Source organism: Psychrobacter sp. TB20-MNA-CIBAN-0197, from assembly GCF_040309765.1.
GTDB lineage: Bacteria > Pseudomonadota > Gammaproteobacteria > Pseudomonadales > Moraxellaceae > Psychrobacter > Psychrobacter submarinus.
On record NZ_JBEOPC010000499.1, the window covers coordinates 1 to 276 of the forward strand.

Sequence of the window (276 nt, forward strand, 5' to 3'; positions counted from 1 at the left end):
CCGGTGTCGGCGTTCAACGCAATCAGGCGGGCATCAGCGGTTGGCAGGTACAGACGACGCGGGCAGGCCTGAGCAACAGCCTGGCCGGCTTCGGAGATGACAGCGGAACCGGCGTTTTCAGACTTGGCATAGGCGGCTTCGTCGTAATACGACACGCCACGGCAGGTCATGTGGGCGAAGCCCTTGAAGCCGACCGGGCTCTTGATCTGTGGATCGAAGCGCCAGATTTCCTTGCCGGTGTCCGGGTCCAGTGCCAGCACTTTGCTGTGCGCGGTG

Annotated in this window: 1 pseudogene; it reads right to left on the minus strand. The window is 63.0% G+C overall.

Going from position 1 to position 276, the window contains the following annotated elements:
• Positions 1 to 276: pseudogene (locus tag AAEY83_RS14675) on the minus strand (membrane-bound PQQ-dependent dehydrogenase, glucose/quinate/shikimate family); the annotation flags it as partial.